We start from the raw sequence: 21,591 nt of genomic DNA on the forward strand, positions 1-21,591 counted from the left end.
ACAATAACATCAATAATTATACAAACCATGAAAATCAAGAAAGACTTTACCCTCCACCAAGTCGGCGATGAGCATATCATCATGCACAACGGCACCGGCAACGTAGATTTCAACAATATCATCAGTCTGAACCCCACAGCCGCCCGACTTTGGGAAAGTGTAGAAGGTAAGGAGTTTGATGCCGAAACGCTCACCACCTACCTCACGGAGCACTACGAAGTAGAAGCAGACACCGCCGCACGCGATGCCCGCCAACTGATAAAGGACTGGCTGGAAGCCGGAATCATAGAATAAGATGATACGACTCACTTTTCTCGCCCTGGTACGTTCCGGTTTATGGAACACGCCTGCCGATCCTGCCCTATTCAATGGCATGAGTGCGGCCGATTGGGGAGAAGTATATCACTTCGCACGAACCCAGGCACTCCTTGCCATCACTTTCGACGGAATGCTCAGCCTGCCTTCTGAAGTTCGTCCGCCACGTCCGCTCTACCTGCAATGGGCTGCCCAAGTTGCCCGGATAGAGCAGTCGAACATACGCCTGAACGCAGAACTGCCGGAAATTTTCATGCCTTACCGGGAAGCCGGGCTACACCCAGTCCTGCTGAAAGGACAAGGCATTGCCACGTACTACATCAACCCACTACACCGTCAGTGCGGAGATATTGATGTCTATATAGGTAAGGAGGGACAACCCATAGCCAACAGTATTTTACTGCGCCACGGCGCAGCAGCCGAAGGTGAAGCTTCGGACAAGCATGCAAGTTACTCGCTGCACAATATTCATATCGAGAACCACCGCATGATCTTGCGAATAAACAATCCTGCCGGAAACCGGTACTTTCAGCGCCTGGTAAAGGAGTGGCATCCGCAGCAATCAGAGATGCAGGAAATCAACGAATACCCTGTTGCCCTGCCGCCGGTGACATTCAATGCGCTCTATATCTTCATGCACGCTTTTGTCCACTTCCTGAACAGCGGTATCGGGCTGCGGCAGGTTTGCGACTGGGCACGGCTACTGGCAACAAGACAGGACGACATCGACAAAGTGATATTGGAACGGCATTTCCGAAAGGTAGGATTGCTTCGTGCCGCAAAGGCATTCGGTTACATCGCCGTACACCATTTAGGATTGCCGGAACAAGACTTGCCTTTCTCCATCAAGGGAATGGAACGTGCCGGAGAAGTCTTGCTGGATGATATTTTCGCTACCGGGAACTTCGGCCAGTATGACACACGCGTCCAGCCTCGCCCCAAAGGGTATTGGTCAGGAAAATGGCACACCTTCTGCCGGGCAACAAAGCGTTGCATGAAATTACGACAGTTCGCACCCGGAGAGGCTGTGTGGTATCCGGTGACGCTGATAAAGGGAACGATTACCATACAGCTGAATAAACTACGAGCTACAAAGCGACAAGTGCTATGCAGCATGATAGCGTCAGCCACTTGTAGCTTGTAACTTCCGTAGCTTTATTATTATGAAGACAGTGAAATTAAAATATATCTGGGAAGTTTCCCGCGGACAGCGGAAACGCATTCTCCTCTCCTGCTTCACCGGGATTATCGGTGTGGCGGTTTCTCTTGCATTCATCTATGCCTCTAAAATCGTCATAGACATTGCCACAGGTGCCACAACCGGCAACCTGACCAATGCCGCTATCCTTACCATCGCTCTGCTGATTGCACAGCTTCTTTGCGGTGCCGCCGATACCTGGCTCAGTGCCCGTATGCAGGTAGAAGCCGGAAACGCCTTGCGCCACCGCCTCTTCTCCCGACTGCTGCAAAGCCGCTGGAACGAACTGGAACGTTTCCACACCGGAGACATTGTAAATAGGGTGGAGCAGGACACCGCCGCCATCGTAGGATTACTAACCGGTACTATCCCCGCTTTCATTGTCACTATTGTCCAGTTGCTGGCTGCATTCATATTCTTCTGCCTGCTCGACCCGTCCTTGCCGTGGGTAATCGTAGGAATCCTGCCTATCTTCCTTCTCGGCAGTCGCTTCTACATGAAACGTATGCGCCGCTACACCCGGGAAATCCGACAAAGCGACAGCCGTATCCAGTCCGTCATCCAGGAAAGCCTGCAACACCGCACCGTCATCAAAACCCTGGAACAAGGCGAACGGCACATCGATAAACTGGATGATCTGCAAGATGCTCTCCGCAGCCAGATATTCGGACGGACACGCTTTTCGTTGTCTGCACGTATGCTGGTAGCTTTCGCATTTTCCGGCGGCTACCTCACCGCTTTTCTTTGGGGAGCCGTCCGTCTCAGTACAGGTAGCATCACCTTCGGAACCATGACGGCTTTCCTGCAATTAGTCGGCAAAGTGCAACGCCCTGCACTCGACCTTTCTCGCCTGCTACCTTCATTTATCAATGCCCTCACTGCCGTGGAACGGTTAATGGAGCTTGAAGAACTACCTGCGGAAACAACCGGCAACTCGCAATACTTCACCCAAACGCCTGATTTACTGCTGAAAGACATCACTTTCAGTTATTCACCAGGCGACCGTCCCATACTGAACCACTTCTCCTGCAACTTCCCTGCCGGAAGCTGTACTGCCGTTCTGGGTGAGACAGGCGCCGGTAAAACGACTCTCATCCGTTTATTACTTGCCCTCACCACCCCCCAAGAAGGGCTCATAACACTTCATTCTCAACTTTCCACTCTCGAAGTCTCCCCGCAAACACGCGTCAACTTCGTCTATGTCCCCCAGGGAAATACCCTTTTCAGCGGCACTATCCGCGACAATCTCCTCATGGGCAATCCTCATGCCACTGAAACCGATATGTTCCAGTCCCTCCGCACCGCCTGTGCCGATTTTGTCTTTTCCCTCCCGCAAAGCCTCGATACCAATCTCAACGAACAAGGTGGCGGCCTCAGCGAAGGACAAGCCCAGCGCATCGCCATCGCCCGCGCCCTTCTTCGTCCCGGACACATTCTATTATTAGATGAAGCCACCTCCGCCCTCGACCCCGAAACAGAACGACAACTAATAAAAAACCTGCGCAAGGACTGTACAGGCAAAACTTTCATCTTCATCACACACCATCCCGCCGTAGCCGAAGCCTGCGAAGCAAGTATCAGACTTTAACGAAACGGTCATAACTCCCCTCGTAAGACAAAATAATTCATCTCATGAAACAAAAAAGGGGAACCATCGCAATGACGGCTCCCCTTTCCATTTCTTATTTTAATTTGCTTTCGCAGAATCTCTATACTCAGAACAGTTTTGCAGGATATTCACCGGCGTTTACTAAAGCCTGGATTTTATCTACAACGCTCTGGCGGTCTTCCGGATAAGTCACACCGAACCACTTGCTTGTAGTATCAAGAACCTCGCACGTAGCAGTGCCGTCCTGAATCAACTTATCCACCATCAACGGGATAAAAAATTCGCTCTTCAGATTCTCCATATTCTTCGGATCGCTCAGGAAGCTCTTGAAGAATTCGCAGCTATATCCAAAGTAATCGGGAGTAAAGCCCCAGAAGTTCATACTTACCGGAGTTGTTTCGGGAGTAGCCACCCACTCGCCATTATCGTCCACATATTTCACTTCGCCATCCATGCGCTGAATCTTAGTGCGTTCTACAACAGAAGTCAGCAGATTCTTGGCATCCGTACCGCAAAGACCACGAGACACCGTACCGCTATCGCTCAGCGTGTTGCCAATACGAAAACCTACCATAGAATATACATTCTTTGAACCTTCAGGCAGTGCAGAAAGGAACTTGCCCATCACCTCGAAAGAATCGCGACCATAAAAATCATCACAGTTGATAACAGCAAACGGTTCTTTAATTACATCAGCACCCATCATTACAGCATGGTTGGTTCCCCAGGGTTTCGTACGACCTTCGGGGCAAGTAAAGCCTTCGGGCAGATCGTCAATAGACTGGAACACCAGTTCGCACGGAATGTGACCTTCGTATTTAGAGATGATTTTATCACGGAAGTCATTCTCAAAATCCTTACGGATAACAAAAACAAGCTTACCGAATCCAGCATTAATGGCATCATAGATAGAATAATCCATAATAGTCTCGCCATTCGGACCCAGTCCGTCCAATTGCTTCAAGCCACCATAACGGCTGCCCATACCGGCTGCCAATAAGAATAAAGTTGGTTTCATATTAGTTATTATTAAAAATAGGTTAGTGTATCACTGTTGATTACGACGGCAAAATTACAAAAAATATAATCAACAAAGGTAGACAATTAGTTCATAATTTAGCTCTATTGTACAAAACTTACCGTTAGAACGGATAACCGATAGCAAAATGCCATGCCATGCCATCTTTAAACTTCGGAATATTATAGTATCCCTTCTTTCCGGTATCATACGGGTCGTGCAGTGCCACACCCCAGTCGAAGCGGAATACAAGGAAGTCCAGGTCGTAACGCAGTCCGGCACCCGTGCCCAGGGCTATTTGTTTCGGGAAGTTTTTCAACGTCAATTGTCCGTCAGGACGGTCGGCATCCTTACGCATCAGCCACACATTACCCGCGTCGAGGAAGATGGCACCGTGCAGGTCGCCCAAGATACGGAAACGGTATTCCACGTTTGCCTCCATACGGATATCTCCCACGTGGTTGATGTACGAATACTTTTTCTCCTTATCGGGCGGATAACCGCCGGGGCCGATGCTGCGTGCGGAATAAGCACGGATACTGTTGGCGCCGCCGATATAGAACTGTTCGGTATAAGGTGCAGTCGTAGCGTTTCCATACGACCAGATCACACCGCCCGCAATGCGGGAAGCAATCATCTGGTTCTTGTCTATCCGGTAGTGATAACGGAATTCCGAATTCAGTTTCAGGAATTGGGCGAAAGGTACCCCCATCAGTTTCTTGTCCTCTTTGCTGAACGGCTCCCCGAATGCCCGGTAAATCAAAGAAGTCAGATTACCGGCAGAAGCCACTGTGGTCTGCCACCAGATAGGATTACGGATGCTGCGTACAGAGGCGTTGTCATAGGTATAAGTATACTCCATCTTAGGGATGAACTGGTTGCGGAGACTGATGTAAAGGGCAGGATTCTGAGCCTGTATTTCCTCAAAAGCCACAGTCGGATTACGAAGCACATTAAACGTCAGCTGGAAAGGCGTGATGCTATGCTTACGGGTAGGTACAGGCTGAAAATCATACGTGACGTTTCCGCCGAAAGCAAGTAGTTTATAATACTTGGCACGGTTCATCTGGTCTATGTAGACACGGAAAGTAGTGGAAGCCGGAAAGTCATATTCCTTATTACCCATACGGGGAAAAACAATACGCGGGAAAGTAAGTGCGGAAGACAGTCCCAGCTCATAACTGTTCATCAGCGAGCTGCTGTTCTTGCCCGTCTGCCACTCATAGGAACCGTTCACTTTCACATTCCAGGTTTCACCACCACCGAAGACGTTGTTCTTCGTTACGGTGAAAGCGGCGCCGGGTCCCGTCTGGTTATTGCTTTTCATGGTGACATTAAAGTCAAACTCAGCATCATAAGGTTTATCCAGCATGGCACGGATATTCACATCGAGGGTATCGGACACGAGTGCCGTGTCGCGGGGCGTGTACTGCATTTCCAGATAGCGGAATATGCCGACACTTGCCAGACGCTCCTGTATACGGGTCTGCCGATACTGGCTGTACAACTTCTCCGGACGGCGGCGCATACCTCCCTTGTCCAGCTCCTGCCGTTTCCTTTGATAACCCTGATAGTGCAACCAGCGATAGAGCATATTGGGGCGTATCTTCAGCTTATTGTAGTAGTGTATCCAGAAAGACTTATAATAAAGACTGTCATTCGGCAACTGCCCCTGTGGACCATGAAGATAGAAATTGGTATTTCCTACGAAGAAAGCCCGTTCGGCATCCTTCGGCATACCGGGAACAGGTATCATGCGCAGGCTGACGTGTCCACCGGGAACGAGTGTCGTATCTGCCTGATAAGTCAAGTAGTCAGGACGGAAATAGTAATACCCCATATTGCGCAGCAGTCCGCTGATGCGGGTACGCTCCCCGTCGAGGTCGGTGACGTTGAACTGTTCACCGGGACTGATAAGAGAGCGGCGACGTCCCAGATTGATGATACGCATAGTGGTATCGTTGAAGCCACGATAATAAACGGTATCGATGAAATACGGATTACGCATATCGACGGTGTATTGCAGCTTGGCTTTCAAACTGTCTTTGGGATTGACAAAGGTCTGGTAGCTGACTGTACCATTGAAGTAACCGTAATCGTGCAGGATGTTGGTAGCCACTTTCTGACGGATATCCGGATTGACAGTGGACATGAATACGGGAGTAGCGGCAAAACGGTTGAATATCCACTTGCCAAAACCTTTCTTATACTTTGAAAAGCCGTTGTACACCCACAATCCAAAAGGAAAAGGAATACGGTATTCGGAGCTACCCAGCAGGGAGTTATTGGGAGCTTTGGCAAGGGCTGCTTCCACTTCTTCCATAGCCGTCACACCGACCGGAGTCACGGAACGGTTCTCCACTATCATCGGCTTTTGTCCGGTGTAAAGCACTTCGCCTTCGGGCAAGTGCTTGGTAGTGGAGCAGGCTGCCAGAAGCAGGGTTGCAATGAGTATATATACAAGTTTCTTCATCTTCTTTGCTTTATGTTTGCGGGTGTAACTACTCACCCCTACAAATTATCATTCACATTATTCACTTACCGGCTCTATTTTCTTCTTTCTCTTGAAAATGAACAACTCACTTAGCTTGTCCATCTTGCGGCGGAGCACAAGACCGACACCCGTCTCAGTGATTTCACCATCAAGCACACTTTCATAGTTCTTATTGTGGAAGACGCGGACATAGCGTGTTCCGCTGTTGTCCAGTCGATATTCCAGTGAGATATTGTCGATGAACGACTCTACATCATTCGTGGCATTAGCACCACTGGATACTTTACCACCGATAATAACCTGCACACGATCATTAAAGAAACGTTGCGAATAGCGAAAACTATAGTCTGTTTGTTTATCACCTGTTTCGGCAGCGGTGCGGTCCTCAATACCGACGCTGAGAGATGCATTCTTGAGATTTCCGGTCAGCGAATTAATCTGGCTTTGCAGCACACTGTTCAACGCGGAGCCCATAGTCAGACCACCGCCTTTTCCACCATTATATAGATACATACCTGTGGCAAGCATGGTGATGGCTTGTTTGCTTCGTTCATCCGCACTCATTGCCACCAATTCGTTTTGCACGCTGGCATCCTCGGGTGCGCTGAGGTTGAAACTCAGGTCGGGGTTTTCCAGACTGTTCTTAATGCTGATGGACACGTCGAAGTTTACCATGCGCGAGCCACTATTGTCATCGCCGTCGGAGACGGAAGCACGGACACGCTCCGTGGCAGTCAGGTTCAGTTTCGGATTCATCGGGTTACCGGTCCAGTCTACATAGCTGCCGTTGGTGAATTGGAATTCTTTCAGAGGAATAACGGGCAAGGCATACTTCATCATACCGCCAATCAAGGTATAACGGCCGGACAACGTAAGATCACCCTGCGGAGTGTATTGCAGGTTCAGGTCTCCCCCACCCTCAAGTTCTACGCGACTGCTACGGTCGGGACTGAGATCGGCACGCAGACGCACGGCATCGTCAATATGCACAGACATCAACATATCCATACCGCCAAGCGACATGGTAGGCGCTTCCGTCTGCTGCACCGAAGTAGTGTCTGTGAAAGAAGTAAACTTCACAAGTTCACCCAACCGGTCTTCGACGGTCAGAGGAGAATCGGTCAGCACATAGGTTACATCCGTATTACCCAACAGGTTCATATTTCCACGCATGGTCAACGCATCCAGCGGACCGCGAACAGTGGCGTTCAGATCTACGAAGATTTTACCGTAAATCATACTTTCCTTGGTGCGGGGCGCATCGAGTAGGGTATAGTTTTGGGCACGCAGGTTCAGTTTCGCGGTTGGCTTCTCCATATTGCGGAAGTCCACGTTGCCGTCTATCGTAAAGGGGTTGCGGCTGGTGGTGTATATGGCAAACTTATTAAAGATAAGCTGATTGTCCTCTATCTTCAACGGACGGTTGTCGAACCAGTAGCGCGCACCTGCCTGACGGGCATAAATCGACACGCTATCTAATGAAAGTTCTCCGCTCAACTTCGGCTTTTCCATAGCACCGTTGATATAAATCCCTCCGTCAATGTCACCGGTGAAGGAAACCATGCGGTCGGGAACAAAAGCATTGGCAAGAGACAGCGGGAAGTGCTCGAAGGTAGTATTGACATCAATGGAGTCGCGCCCGTTCTTCTGTGTCAGCACGGCATCGGCAGTCATCACCTCTTCATCTCCCGAACGGAAATAAGCGTTCAGATAGTGAGTACCCGCATCACCCGGTAGCCACGTGGCACCCAGCCCGATATTACCTACCGGCTGACGTTCGTAGGTCAGGTTTTCTATTCCGGCTTCTGCCGATACTTGCAGCGAAGTGGCTGTCTGTATATAGTTTGCTTCCGCAGAGAAGAGTCCTGTCACGGGAGGCATATAGGGCAGAATACCACTCAGTTTGTCGAGCCGGAAACGGATTAGCTCCAGGTTGATGTTCTGCAAAGAGACGGTGTCGGCCCTGTCGGACTGCATACGGAAGCAAAGACCGTCCTTACTGTCCATATCCACATTGGCATAGACACGCATATTCTTATGTAAGTAAATCCAGTCATTGCCATCCACAAAGTGGAACTTTTGGAAAGCAATGACAGGTTCGGCAGGTGTCAGGCGGAAAGCAATACCATTACCCCTGCCCTTGCCTTCGATAAGCGGACGGGCATTGATGCCGAGGTCAAGACCGGTATCTCCCTTAGCGTCCACATAGTTCAAAGTCAGTTCTGCATCATCGTTGCGGATTTCACCTGTCAACGTACTACGGAACACCACCTGGGGATTCTTGGGACCGTTGATGACACCGCCTTGCAACTTCATGCGGGCTGTATCCTGGCTGATGGCAAAGAAAATGGTATCCAGTTGCAAGGAGTCCATACGCAAACCATGGATGGCGGTGCGTCCATTGATACCGCGTCGGGGTGTAGTGCCGAAGCGGAGTGTGAAGTCGTTGAAAGAAATGTCCTTCGTTGCCAGGAAGTAGCTGACGGGATTCTGCTTACCCGCCTTCAGCTGCATACCCGCCGAGGGTAATGCCCGCCGCAGTTCGGCATGGTCAAGGTGCTTCAGTTCTATCTGTTTGGTGAGAAGTGTGGCAAAGGCGGTGCCCTGCTCCATCAGTTTCTTCAGAGTACTACGGGCACGGAACTGGAAGTCGAGGTCACCCGCATCCATTTTCATTTTGATGGAGTCGCGGCGTGCCTCTGCGCCGAGAGTGAAAGCAAAAGGATGTTGCAATGGTTTAGGAGAGATGCCCAACTCATGCAGGTCAACTTCTTCTACATTCATATCGAGTTTACCATCCAGATACTTGCGATCCAGACGCATATCGGCATTTGCCTGCATCTTCAGCAGCGGATTGTCACTCGTCAGATTTACGGTGGCGAGGGCGGATTTCAATCCTGCGGTCAGGTCGATGCCGGAGATGTTCCAACGACCGTACTGCAACTCACCAAGAGAAGCTTTCAAAGCAGCCGTAGTGCGATGATTGGCAGGGTCACCCCCTTTACCTTTGGCGGCAACCTTTGCCGAGAGAGTGTAGATAGAATCTTTGGGCAGGAAATGATGCAATTGTAAAGCATCTACATTAAGGTCTGCCTGGTAGACTTCGGTAGCGGTGTTATAGTGAGCCAGCAGGTTCAGCATACCTTCACGCTCTTGTAATTTCAGGGTGGCATCATATTTAGGGCCATCCATGATAAGGCGCGCTTTCAGATGCATACTGTCCGGCACCACGATGGAACCGTCGGGGGTGACACCCGTCAGCCCGGTAAGGAAGTTCAGATTCTGCGTACGGATGTCGAAATCTATGTTCCCGTTGCGGGTCAGGCTATCGGTGAGGTTCCACATTTCGCCGCCGCCGTCGAGGGTAAAAGCTCCCGGCAGGTCGATGTTGAAGCGGGAAATCTGCATCTGCTTGAGATTACCTTCCGTTCCGGCACGAATGACGAGGGGACGGAAAGGATAGGCTTCCTTGAAAGTTTCGGGAAGGTCGCCGGCGAAGAGCATTACATCCTGTTTGCCGATGCGGGCATTGAAACGGGCGGTCAGTCGTCCGGTAGTGGGGATATCAACCAGCTCCCAGTAGGTCTGCGCAGTGAAATCCATCTCACTGTGCGGGGTGAGGAGCTTTAAGAAAGGCACTTGTATCACGGTAGAGTCGGCAAATACCCGGCCCGTAAGTGAGGTGATGCTTAAACCGGAACGCTCGTTCATGGAGAATTCACGGATAACGGCGTTGATGTCATGTCCGGCATAAAGTACGGAATCAATGCTGACGCGTATATCCCGCAAGGCGATGTGCGAAGCATCAAAACCCGGTGCTGGAGTCACGGAAGTACTGTCGGGGTCTGAAAGGCTGCCTGTATCGATAAGACTGTTCAGTGCATTGCCAAGCCGATTTCCGGTATCATAATTCACGGATGTACCGCTAAGCTGGAATTGTCTGAAACCATAGGCCTGGCGTCCGAGGTCGGCGGTGGCATCATCTATTTCCGCTTCGCCCAGGCGGGCATTGAGACTCATAGAGTCGAGAGGCATTTGCAGGTCTACGGAGACGTTTTTCAGCGCCAGCTTGTGAAGGGCCACTTTCCAGTTGAGGGCAGTGGTAGTGGTGTCCGGTTCGGAAGCAGTGGTGTCGTTCATCACTACCAGCATATGGGTGTCGCTCAGTTCTATGCGGTTGAGTACGGCATCTTCCGTCTTCAGGTTAATACCGTGGCTTTCGAGGAAGAAGCGCCCCAGCACACCTTTCAGTTGCATACCTTCTATCAGATTGGCGGAATTCACGGAAATGCCGTTCAAGGTAACTTCGTCCACTTCCACCTGTCCGCGTATCAGGGGCCATGCCTGCACGCGCACGTTCAGGCTTTCGAGCAACAGCAGGGTGTCGGGAGTTTGCCGCACGGCAAGGGTATCGCCGGGGGCGGAAGCTATTTGTTTGTCAGCTTGCACAGGCTGAATGACCTGCACACCACGCACCAACAGGTTCAGCGGGAAACGGAGGTCTATCCGCTCTACGGATATATCCATGCCCGTAGCCTCGGATGCGATGGCAGTGGCCTGTTTCCGTATCAGGTTTTGTACAGGAGGCACGTAAAGCAATACCATCAGTATTACAAATAGTATAACAGGGGTGAGCAGTATCCACACTACCCATTTTATCCATTTTCTTCTCATGAGGGCATCATTCGATAGTCAGTGTTTAAATCGTTACAAAGTAAACAAATTCTCCCGACATTTAGTTCCCCATAAAGAAAAAAAGCCAAAAAAGCGGACGTTTCGGGCTGTTTATTTTAAGAATAAACGGAAGTGTTTTATATTAATCTCATATTCCAGACAGAGGGACGTTTTCATGCAATATGGCCACAAGATAATAAAAACATGAAAGCAGCATCGCATTTGCTTACATAAAAAGATTCTTATGTTTGGTTCTTTTTCAATATTTTTTCTTGCCGATTATAAGAATATCGTTTACCTTTGTCGCCGACAACATAGAAATAGCAGGTATGCCCCAGTATTCTAACAGCAGACTTATTGCGTGGACAATAAGCATCTTCATGCTTCTTCCGTTCGGCAGATTGTTCTCCGCACGACAAGATGTTTATGCATCCGCCACAACATCCCTGTCCCTACCTGCTACAAAATCATCTCTAGATGTCCCTCCTACCGAACAACTTACCTTCCCTGATTCTGTAGCAATGGCGGCACCCGAAGCCGCAGGACGCAGTGTTGCTTCACTCGTAGCTTACATGAAGCAGTACCTCAAAACGGAAAATCAGTTGGCGCGCGCCATCTACACCTGGGTTTCAAGAAATATTAAGTACAACGTGTATATAACTTATACTCCGAAAAGCGAAGAGACGGACGAAGCGAAAGAGATACAAAAAATACTGTCAGAGCGCAAAGGTGTCTGTCAGGAATATACGTTAATCTTCAAAGCGCTGGTGCAGGAAGCGGGGATGGAAGCATATATCATCAACGGCTACAACCGGCAAAACGGCACTTTGCTGCCCGACCCTCATCAGTGGTGCGCTGTCCGGATAGAAGGAAAATGGTATATGTTCGACCCTACATGGGGAGCGGGTTTTGTAGAGGATTACAAATTTGTGCCTTCGCCCAACCATCGCTTTTGCAAGTTGCCGTCGGACACGCTGCTAAAAACGCATATGCCTTTCGACCCGTTGTTTCAGTTTTGTGAGCGTCCGCTGACGTATGAGGAGTTTGACACGGGGACGTATGACGAACAAAGGTCTGTACCGGTGTTCTACTGGCGGGATTCGCTGGCGCTATATACGCGGCAGGACACGTTGCAGAGGCTTGTCAACGCCAGGCAACGAATGTTGGCGAACGGAAAAAGCAACGATCTGGTGTATTATACGCTGGAACTGACGAGTCAGAATATCCGTGTGGCGGGCATACGGAAGGTACTCACGGCTTATAATACGGCAATGAATCTGCTGGGAGAATCGGCGGATGCAATCAACAAGTTTATCCAGTACCGGAACAAGGCGTTCGAACCGAAAAAAGAAGATGAGGAAATACAGAAGATGGTAGATGTTCCGGAGAGGCTGATAAGCCGGGCGGACAGCATCATCAATACCATCCATTCGGCACCGGACCAATACCGGGAACAGATACTTGAACTGAGAGACCAGATTATGGAGGTGGCTACAACTGTATATAAGCATAAGCTTTTTCTCAGACAATACTTCAAACTGCCGGAGAAACAGAGGAAGGGGTTGTTCAAACAGACGAAGTGAAAAGGGACAAGGAAACAAGTTGTCTGCTAATAAAGTTTTTCCGCCTGCGTCACCGCTTCTTCTACAAAAGTGAGCACCAAAAGAGATTTCTCCTTTATCTCCTCACAGAAAGGCACTCCACGGGAGGCTTCAAGATCTTTCAATAAAACCACAAGTTCGTCAGCACCCAATAGTGTAAACAAAGGCAGCATCTTATGCCCCATAGCCGCAACACCGTCCGTATCTTCACCTTCCAGCGCTTGACGCAGGCGATCCGCATTCAACCGTGTTTCCGTCACAAAACTCTCCAAGATAGATTTGGCAGCATCGGGGTCATCGCCGGAAAAGGCGGTGAGAGCCTTAAAGGCTAAAACCTTATTTAGCGGAGAGTTGGCTGCGCTATCATGCTGCACAGAACTCTCCACTCTCAACTCTCCATTCTCAACTCCTCCTCCACTCTCTATTTCCCGAATCAGTTCATGCACCGTAAACGGCTTGTGCAAGCACCCGGCAAAACCATGTTGCAGAAACTCTTCACGCTGCATATCACCGCGGGCGGTGACGGCAATCATAGGAATGTTTCTGGCTTGCGGGATATTCGAGGCACGCAACAGTTTCAACAGATCGAAACCATTTATTGCAGGCATTTGTACATCCGTCAGCAAGACATCAAAAGTATCTGTGCGCAAAGCTTCCAGCAATTCGTCCAGTTGTAGGCAAGTGACGGAAGTTATACCACTCTGCGAGAGCATGGCGGCTGTAAGAGTGAGTTGGATGCGGTCGTCATCAATAATAAGAAGTTTGTTGAGTGGAGAGTTGGCTGCACTGTCGGAGGCTGCGCCATCATGCTGCACAGAACTCTCCACTCTCAACTCTCCACTCTCAACTTCTCCTCCTACCGGATACAGCGGCATCCGCAACGTAAACGTACTTCCTTCTCCAAGTTTACTTTCCACCTCAATCCGCCCTTCGAGCAGCTGCACCAACATACGGACGATAGACAATCCCAGTCCGAAACCTTCCTCACCCTGTGCTCCCGGCAAGCGGGTGAACTCCTGGAAGATGCGTTCACGGTCATCCGGCTCCATACCCTTTCCTGTATCGATGACGGAGAGTTTCAAGTGATTTCCGGGAAAAGCAACGTCGCCCTTCGGCACAAAACAAGCCGCCAGCGTAATGCCCCCTTCCGAGGTGAATTTCACCGCATTGGAAAGCAGATTGTTGACTATTTGGCGCAGACGTAACGGGTCGCTGATAAATGCTCCTTTCAATTCCGGGTCTATATCGCACTTCAGAGAAAGACCTTTGGCAGAAGTCAACGGCTCGAAACTGACATACACTTCTTCCAGCAGGCGTGCGGGATGGAAGGTGACACGGTTAATCTCGGCTTTATTCAGATCGAGGCGGTGGAAGTCGAGCAAGTCGGTCACCAGTTTCAGAAGGTGTTCCGAAGAGGTCTTCATATTGTCGAGATAGAAACGTTGCCGCTCGTCTACAGTGAGACGGGAGAGCAGGTCGGCATACCCCATGATAGAGCCTAAAGGGGCTTTGAAGTCGTGGGTGATGGCAAGCATCAGTTTTTCGCGGGAAGCAAGCAGTTCCTCGGCGAAGCGGTTGGCTTCTTCCAGTTGACTGCGGTAACGGTTGCTACGGGTGATGTCGCGCCAAATCATGATAAGGAAGATTACAGACAGTAGCACGGAACCCGCAGCAATGCTTGCAATGATTGCTGCGGAACGATGGCGCACCGCTTTCTGAAACTCGGCTTCTTCGCGGGCACGTAGCAGGGTTTCCTGTTCATAGCCTTTCAGCAGGCTGTCGATACGGGCAGTAAGCGCATGGTCAAGACGTTGCAGATTCCGCTTGCGGCGCTGCACGATGTTATTGGTTTCCTTCTTCTGGCGGGCGGCAATGCGCAACTTCTCGTGCAGGGAGTCAACGGGATTATAAGCATCGAGAATGGTATCGGTGGCTACTTCAAGGACGGTCTGCACCTGGACGGCACTATCTTTCTTGGGCGGCACAAAGACTTCGCCCAGACGACGGAAGAAACCTTTTTTCTTGGGTTGCGTCACGACTGTGTCCCGGCGGGCGGTAACCCGGCGTTGCACACGCTGCTGGGTGATGATGGTGTCCTGCTCGGCAATGATTTGCTCCACCTCATGAGCGGAAATCATGTTCTCATTCGCCTCACTCAGTGTGCGCAGCAGGCGGACAGTATTGGCATCTTTCTCCCGCAGAAGCCCTATCAGGCTATCTGTCCGCAGGATATCATTGTTGTCGGAACTCATAAGGTTCTCCATCTCCCTGTGCACGAAGAACAGAGAATAAAGCAGAACGGCCAGCAGAACAGCATAACCGGCGGCTATTTTCTTCTTGGAGACGTTATTCATATCCTGTCACTTTTTCTTCATCTCGTTTTATAGCGGAACCGCAGCCAGAGCATGATGCCCGCACTCGTCAGTCCGAACGGGAACGCCATCCAGACACCGACCGTGCCCCATCCCAGCACGAAACCACATAAATATCCTACGGGCAAAGATATAACAAAATAGGAAATAAATGCAATGATCATCATAGGTTTTACGTCCGCAATACCGCGCAGGGCATTAGCAAAGCTGATTTGCAGGCCATCGCCAAACTGGTAGACCAGGAACGGCAGGAACAAGGAAGACACCATAGCGGAAACCTCCACGCTATCCGTGAACCAACCTCCCACCCGGTTGCGGAACAGGAACACAATGCTCAGAAGCACCACCGCCATTGCCATAATCAGATGAAAACCGGCATACGCCGAACGGCGGACATTCACCATATCATTCTGCCCCTTGAAGTTGCTGACCCGGACGGCAACCGCCGCTCCCATACCATAGAACATCATAAAAGTGAACTGGGAGATGGTAAGCATTATCTGATGGGAAGCCAAAGCGATGGTACCCAGCCACCCCACCATAATGGTGCTGAGACTGAATGAAGCCGTCTCCATCCCCATCTGTAAACCTACAGGCCAGCCAAGCGCATTGAGCCTTCTGAACATTTCCTTCGACCATCCCAGACGGAAGAATCCCAATTTATACCTCAGAAACCTGCGGCTGCGGAACACAATAAACGCAAAAGCAATGACCATGACGATACGTGAGAACAGCGTACTGATGCCCGCACCCAATAGTCCCAACTCCGGAAGACCGAACTTTCCGTAAATCAGCGCATAGTTACCCACAATATTCAGTGCATTTCCGCCGAGAAGCACCCACATGGCTGTCTGCGTATTGGTGATGCCATCGGTGAATTGCTTGAAGCCATTAAAAAGCATGACGAATACCAACGATGCCAATAATATAAGGTAGTAGGGCTTTATCAGAGGAATCAGTTCTTCGGGCTGCCCCATACGCTCTACGTTGAAGTAGACTACGGTCATGATAAGTGTCAGCAACAGAGCCACCAGCACATTGGCAAGCAAACTGGAACGCAAAGCCTGTCCGGCTTCCATGAACCGGCGGTTACCGTAGAACTCACCGACTACCGGTGTCAGCCCGTAAGAGAAGCCTGTGCTGAAAATAATGCAAAGAGTAAAAAGATTGTTAGTGAAAGAAGCGGCCGCCAGCTCCGCCGTGCTGTGATGCCCCACCATCAGGGTATCGGCAAAACCGAGGATAATGACCCCTAACTGGCCGATGACAATAGGGAGCCCCAAATAAAACAACGCTTTATAATGACCTTTGTACGTATCTATCAGTTTCTTCATGAATGTTTAGTTATTGAGAGTGAAGTACAACCATACGTTCACTGTTCCTTCTTATAATACAGCACCACCGAGTTTTCCTCCCGGAAAGCCTGTTGTGCCACCTTTTTCAGTTGCTCCGCCGTCACGGCGCGATACCACTCCACTTCGCAGTCTATATCTTCCGCCTGTCCGGTAAGTTCAAACCATGCCAGGTTTGTGGCAACATTCAGGTAGTTGATATTTCCAAAAATCTGTGTGGACTCAAACTTGTTCTTCACCTTCTCCAGTTCCTGTTCCTCTATCTCCGTTTGCTGCAACTCCTCCAGCTCCCGGCGTACAGCAGCCTCAGCCTCTTCCAGCGATACGCCTGCCGCCGGTTTTCCACTGATGTGCAGCAATCCCGCATCACGTGTGCCCGAGATATAGGCATCGATGCTGGAGAATAATTTCTGCTCCTGCACCAGGCGACGGCTCAAACGGCTGGAACGCCCGTTACTGAGAATATCCGACAGGATGTCGAACGCATAATAATCAGGATGTTCACGGCTGCACATATGATAAGCCATAAAGAGTGCATCCAAAGGAACCGGGCGCTCTACCGTCAGTCTGCGCGCTTCCGTCTGTACGGCTTCGCAGGGCAATTGCCTAACCGGAACATCTCTGCGGGGAATAGAGCCGAACCACTTCTCGGTCAACCTTACCGCTTCTTCCCATGATATATTTCCGGTGACGGCCAGCACAGCATTGTTGGGCGCATAAAAACGGAAGAAGAACTCTTTCACTTCCTTCAGCGTGGCTTGTTCAATGTGCGACAGGTCTTTACCGATAGTCGGCCAGCGATACGGATGCACCCGGTAAGCCAACGGACGGATGAGATGTCCCACGTCTCCGTAAGGCTGGTTCAGACAACGCTGTTTGAACTCCTCCATAACCACACCGCGCTGCACTTCAAGGCTTTGCTCGCTGAATGCCAGTTCCAACATACGGTCAGCTTCCAGCCAGAAGCCAATCTCTACGTTTGATTTTGGGACAGTGAGATAATAGTTCGTGATGTCATTGTTCGTCCAGGCATTATTCTCACCACCCGCCGACTGCAAAGGAGCATCATAATCAGGGATGTTCACTGAACCTCCGAACATCAGGTGCTCAAACAAATGGGCAAAACCGGTATGATCGGGATGCTCATCACGAGCACCCACATCATAGACGATATTCAATGCCACCATCTGCGTACTGAGGTCTTCGCAGTGCACCAGACGCAGTCCGTTAGGAAGACAATATTTATTTATTTTCATAAGATTAGGAGTTGTAAGCTGATAGAGGAGGAAATAAAACTTTAGTCCAACACTACCACCTTTTTAATCTTCACATCCTCTTCCGGGCGGTCGCTACGGTCAGTCTTCACGGCTTGTATCTTATCCACTATATCCATGCCCTCAACAACTTCGCCAAACACAGTATATTCACCATCCAGATGCGGAGTACCGCCTACCGTAGTATAAGCCTTCACCTGTTCCGGTGTAAAGTGAAATTCCGGTTGCTTGGTCACTTCAGCCTCAGCCTGTGCAAACAGCGTATCCTGCAAGTTCATCAGACCATCCTGGTCATTCTCCTTACGCATCTTATAAATCTCCTTCATATGCTTCTGCGCCAGAGCGTTGAACACATTTGTCAGACGGTTCTGGTTCATCTGGTTCTCCATTCCCAGCAAAGTAGTATCATTATACACCTTGCCCGTAACGATATAGAACTGGCAACCGGAAGACTCCTTCTTCGGATTCACATTGTCCCCCTGACGTGCAGCGGACAAAGCACCCTTCTTATGGAAATACTTCGGATAAACGAACTCAGCCGGAATAGTGTAACCTACATCACCCGCACCCAGCATCTTGCCTTTCGGAGCGTTCTTCGATTCGGGATCACCCGCCTGTATCATAAAATCCTTGATGACACGGTGGAACAATGTACCCTCATACGTACCCTCTTCCGCCAGTTTGATGAAATTATCACGGTGCTGCGGCGTCTCGTTATACAGTTTCACAATGATGTCGCCTGCAGATGTTTCAATCTTCAATTTAGTTTCTTTATCCATGTTTCTATCTTTCTTTTGTCCCGACTGGCAAGCTGTGACGCTGCAAATCAGTATGGTTAATAATACGATGAAATTCCTCTTCATAACGCTTTTTATTTAAATTAAGTTTGCAAATATACGATTTTCAGACAAAACGGTTTACCTTTGTGTCTTAAAAGAGACAAAAGATAAGGCAATGAAATCCATACTCATCGTTGAAGACGACATTACTTACGGCATGATGCTGAAAACCTGGTTGGGCAAGAAAGGCTTCCAGGTGGCTTCTGTCAGCAGTATCGCCCGCGCTCAGAAACATCTGGAGACGGAGGGTGCCGACTTGATTTTGTCCGACCTGCGTCTGCCCGACAAGGACGGCATTGATCTATTGAAGTGGCTGGTCACCCAAGGCATGTCCATTCCGCTCATCATGATGACGAGCTATGCCGATATCCAGTCGGCCGTGCAAGCGATGAAATTAGGCGCCAGCGATTACGTTGCCAAACCGGTGAATCCGGACGAACTCCTGAAGAAAATAGGCGAAGCGATGAAGCAGCCATCTGTTTCACCCAAACAGGCCGTCTGTTCCGAAAAGGGGGACAATACCCGTTCACAAGCCTCTGCGAGCACTTCTTCTTCTGATTATCTGGAAGGTGAAAGCGATGCCGCCAAGCAATTATACAATTATGTAAGACTGGTTGCGCCCACCACCATGTCGGTACTCATCAATGGCGCTAGCGGAACGGGAAAAGAATATGTGGCTCACCGCATCCATCAACTCAGCAAGCGTGCCGGTCAAGCTTTCGTCGCTATTGATTGCGGCTCGATTCCTAAAGAACTTGCCGCATCGGAATTCTTCGGGCACGTAAAAGGCTCGTTCACCGGAGCGCTGACGGACAAGACGGGTGCCTTTGTTGCCGCCAACGGGGGAACTATCTTTCTGGATGAAATAGGCAATCTCAGTTATGAAGTGCAGATACAACTGTTGCGCGCCTTGCAGGAACGAAAAATCCGTCCGGTAGGTTCCAATAAGGAAATCACTGTAGATATACGTTTGGTTTCGGCTACAAATGAAGACCTGGAGCAGGCCATTGAGAAAGGAACTTTCCGCCAGGATTTGTTTCACCGTATCAATGAGTTCACCTTACGTATGCCTGAACTGAAAGACCGCCGTGAAGACATCCTTCTTTTTGCCAACTTCTTCCTCGACCAAGCCAATCGGGAACTGGACAAACAGTTGATTGGTTTTGATGATGCAGCATCCAAAGCTCTTCTGGAGTATCACTGGCCCGGTAATCTCCGTCAAATGAAGAACATCGTGCGACGTGCCACTCTTTTAGCACAAGGCAAACTCATTACTCCGAACGAATTGAGCGAACTTCACGAACCGGTTCATACCCATATCGGTCTGCCTCTGCGCAATGAGGAAACAGAGAAACAGCAGATAATCGAAGCATTACGGCAAACGGGAAATAACAAGAGTCGGGCAGCGCAACTCTTAGGAATAGATCGCAAAACACTGTATAACAAACTGAAGCTCTACAATATTGAGAATTAATAGGCCCCCAGGGAAACTTAGGTAAGACAAGCACTATGTTTTCCATACTATATCCATTCTATATTATATTAATCCCCCTGCGGTATGCTCCTATCAAAATACACTGTTATCTTCATTGGCTTTCCATCACGAATGATACTGTATGTAATTGAATCTGCATCTTGCAAATAAGCAAGTGCTTCCCTTGTAGCATTCTCCAATTTTACAGTATCTACAGAAGTAACCATATCTCCCAAACGAAAACCAGCTTCTTGATATGGATTACCAGGATAATCAGCTATTTTAGCCACGATGGAAGGGAGACCTCGCGAATCATTGCGTGTCCCCACATAATACCTCTTCGTTAATGGATTCACCACTCGTTGATAGTTTTTATGTGGCTGCAAACCTATTCGGCGGTTAGGCAAATCAAAGTATACATTAAAACGTTTCAAGAAATTGGTTCCCAAGACATAACCAGGTACATTATTGGGGAAATCGTATGTATAGATGCGCACTGAATCCATCTGGAAAACATCACACATCGTAGCTTGTACAGTATAATATCGGCAATAGCGGTCTACAAATTGAAGCCAAACTGCATCTTGCTGCTTATTGAAAAATTGAAGTTCCGGGGTTTGATACATCAAACAAATATCGTGCGCAGCACCTGTATCTATGACAAAAGGACGATTTATTGTTAATGTATCTCCACTAGCACATTGGATCTGTATGGGTATTTGAATCGAAAAAGCAAGACTAGTATCTTTTTCCAATGGAAAAATGAAACAATTTTTAGGCATAACAAAATTATTTACAGAATGAGTTTCTATATAGTTATGTTCAAAGTTTAATTCCCAAACATGGGTTGAATCATCAGCGGGAATATTAAAGATTCCATCTACTGTAAGAGGCCCCCATATCCGTTTCAAATTACTCACAGAAAAACAAGAATATGTATAATTCATTTCTCCTATTTTCATCTTAGGAGGCAGGGTATATTGTGTAGATTTAGTTCTAAATTCAGATGTCCATCCCGAATTATTAACTCCAACGTTCATAACCGAAGAAGTCGCTATAAGGTCAGGATGCTCAGAGCAAAATGCAGAATCTAAATCAAATTTAAAACGATGCCATCCCGAATCAAACATCATATTTGCCATAATGCTATCATTGAACTTTACTTGAAGTACCATATGGCGATCCAAGGGATTGATAACGAAAGGTATTCTGTTTGCACAGGCGTCGCCTTTAAAAATGCAACTATAACAGAAAGCCAATAAGATTACACCTACTAGGCACTGTCCACAATTTTGTGTAAATAGAAAACTTCAGGATTCGGGTTTTATACTTGAATCCTGTTTTCAAATATAGTAATAAATTGGTTAAATA

General features: G+C 49.0%; 13 protein-coding genes. 5 read left to right on the forward strand and 8 right to left on the reverse strand.

Annotation, left to right across the window (positions count from 1 at the left end):
* Nucleotides 1-27 precede the first annotated feature (27 nt).
* The 3 genes from BUC01_RS21320 to BUC01_RS21330 are packed head-to-tail and all read left to right on the forward strand — an operon-like array spanning nt 28 to nt 3,101.
* On the forward strand, nt 28-294 hold the full coding sequence (locus BUC01_RS21320) for a PqqD family protein (protein ID WP_025833530.1): 267 nt from the start codon (nt 28-30) through the stop codon (nt 292-294).
* 1 nt (nt 295) lies between these two features.
* Nucleotides 296-1,459 carry a nucleotidyltransferase domain-containing protein gene (locus tag BUC01_RS21325; RefSeq protein WP_244895779.1) on the forward strand — a complete coding sequence of 388 codons (1,164 nt, stop codon included), beginning with the start codon at nt 296-298 and terminating at the stop codon, nt 1,457-1,459.
* Nucleotides 1,460-1,478: 19 nt separating this feature from the next.
* Nucleotides 1,479-3,101 (forward strand): ABC transporter ATP-binding protein, encoded by a 1,623-nt coding sequence (locus BUC01_RS21330; RefSeq protein WP_073314816.1) that lies wholly within the window; start codon nt 1,479-1,481, stop codon nt 3,099-3,101.
* 127 nt (nt 3,102-3,228) lie between these two features.
* Here BUC01_RS21330 and BUC01_RS21335 read toward each other — a convergent pair whose 3' ends face one another.
* The 3 genes from BUC01_RS21335 to BUC01_RS21345 all read right to left on the reverse strand — a co-directional run bounded on the left by BUC01_RS21335 (nt 3,229) and on the right by BUC01_RS21345 (nt 11,308).
* Nucleotides 3,229-4,140 carry a nucleotidyltransferase family protein gene (locus BUC01_RS21335; RefSeq protein WP_073314818.1) on the reverse strand — a complete coding sequence of 304 codons (912 nt, stop codon included), beginning with the start codon at nt 4,138-4,140 and terminating at the stop codon, nt 3,229-3,231.
* 124 nt (nt 4,141-4,264) lie between these two features.
* On the reverse strand, nt 4,265-6,613 hold the full coding sequence (tamL, locus tag BUC01_RS21340) for a translocation and assembly module lipoprotein TamL (protein ID WP_073314820.1): 2,349 nt from the start codon (nt 6,611-6,613) through the stop codon (nt 4,265-4,267).
* A 57-nt stretch (nt 6,614-6,670) separates the two neighbouring features.
* A complete protein-coding gene (locus BUC01_RS21345; protein WP_073314822.1) occupies nt 6,671-11,308 on the reverse strand; it encodes a translocation/assembly module TamB domain-containing protein in 4,638 nt (1,545 codons plus the stop codon).
* Nucleotides 11,309-11,637: 329 nt separating this feature from the next.
* Between BUC01_RS21345 and BUC01_RS21350 the strand changes: the two genes are divergently transcribed.
* Nucleotides 11,638-12,891 (forward strand): transglutaminase domain-containing protein, encoded by a 1,254-nt coding sequence (locus BUC01_RS21350; protein WP_073314824.1) that lies wholly within the window; start codon nt 11,638-11,640, stop codon nt 12,889-12,891.
* A gap of 26 nt (nt 12,892-12,917) precedes the next feature.
* Here the strand turns inward: BUC01_RS21350 and BUC01_RS21355 are convergent, their stop codons facing one another.
* The 4 genes from BUC01_RS21355 to BUC01_RS21370 are packed head-to-tail and all read right to left on the reverse strand — an operon-like array spanning nt 12,918 to nt 18,770.
* A complete protein-coding gene (locus BUC01_RS21355; RefSeq protein ID WP_073314827.1) occupies nt 12,918-15,263 on the reverse strand; it encodes a hybrid sensor histidine kinase/response regulator in 2,346 nt (781 codons plus the stop codon).
* Between the two features lie 17 nt (nt 15,264-15,280).
* A complete protein-coding gene (locus BUC01_RS21360; protein WP_025833528.1) occupies nt 15,281-16,615 on the reverse strand; it encodes an MATE family efflux transporter in 1,335 nt (444 codons plus the stop codon).
* Between the two features lie 38 nt (nt 16,616-16,653).
* Entirely contained in the window at nt 16,654-17,889 is a 1,236-nt protein-coding gene (locus tag BUC01_RS21365) for a M16 family metallopeptidase (RefSeq protein ID WP_025833526.1), read from the reverse strand.
* 41 nt (nt 17,890-17,930) lie between these two features.
* The gene (locus BUC01_RS21370; RefSeq protein ID WP_025833524.1) at nt 17,931-18,770 is read right to left on the reverse strand and encodes a peptidylprolyl isomerase; all 840 of its coding nucleotides are present in this window, start codon (nt 18,768-18,770) and stop codon (nt 17,931-17,933) included.
* 91 nt (nt 18,771-18,861) lie between these two features.
* On the opposite strand from BUC01_RS21370, the gene BUC01_RS21375 reads away from it, so the two are divergent.
* Nucleotides 18,862-20,220: a sigma-54-dependent transcriptional regulator gene (locus BUC01_RS21375; RefSeq protein WP_073314829.1), complete on the forward strand. Its 1,359-nt coding sequence runs from the start codon at nt 18,862-18,864 to the stop codon at nt 20,218-20,220.
* Nucleotides 20,221-20,288: 68 nt separating this feature from the next.
* Here BUC01_RS21375 and BUC01_RS24975 read toward each other — a convergent pair whose 3' ends face one another.
* Nucleotides 20,289-21,362, reverse strand: coding sequence for a PDZ domain-containing protein (locus BUC01_RS24975; protein ID WP_139261902.1), 1,074 nt, complete (start codon nt 21,360-21,362; stop codon nt 20,289-20,291).
* Between the last annotated feature and the right edge of the window lie 229 nt (nt 21,363-21,591).

Origin of the sequence: Bacteroides stercorirosoris (assembly GCF_900142015.1) — a bacterium.
Lineage (GTDB): Bacteria > Bacteroidota > Bacteroidia > Bacteroidales > Bacteroidaceae > Bacteroides > Bacteroides stercorirosoris.